A 278-nucleotide genomic window follows, 5' to 3' on the forward strand; every position below is an offset into this window, starting at 1 on the left:
TCCGCATTGCTGGAAGGCAACGATGGCGCTGGCCCACAAGGGACTTGATATCTCGACCGCGCCGACGCGTTTTCTCGAAGTGCCGGCCATCGAAGGCGGTGTCTCAAAAACCGTTCCGGCCATCCGCGATGGCGACAAGGTCGTCATCGATTCCTTCGCCATCGCGCTCTATCTCGACGAGGCCTATCCGGAACGGCCGACGCTGTTTTCCGGCGAAGGCGGCAAGGCGATGGCGCGCTTCATCGAGCGCTGGTCGCAGTTGACCATCCATCCTTACG

Annotated in this window: 1 protein-coding gene; it reads left to right on the forward strand. The window is 61.5% G+C overall.

Going from position 1 to position 278, the window contains the following annotated elements; genetic code table 11:
- Positions 1-278, forward strand: a 278-nt coding sequence (locus EN786_RS37535; RefSeq protein ID WP_189524416.1) for a glutathione S-transferase N-terminal domain-containing protein, incomplete at both ends; no start/stop codon positions are given.

The organism is Mesorhizobium sp. M4B.F.Ca.ET.143.01.1.1, assembly GCF_004792275.1.
In the GTDB taxonomy this organism is placed as follows: Bacteria; Pseudomonadota; Alphaproteobacteria; order Rhizobiales; family Rhizobiaceae; genus Mesorhizobium; species Mesorhizobium abyssinicae.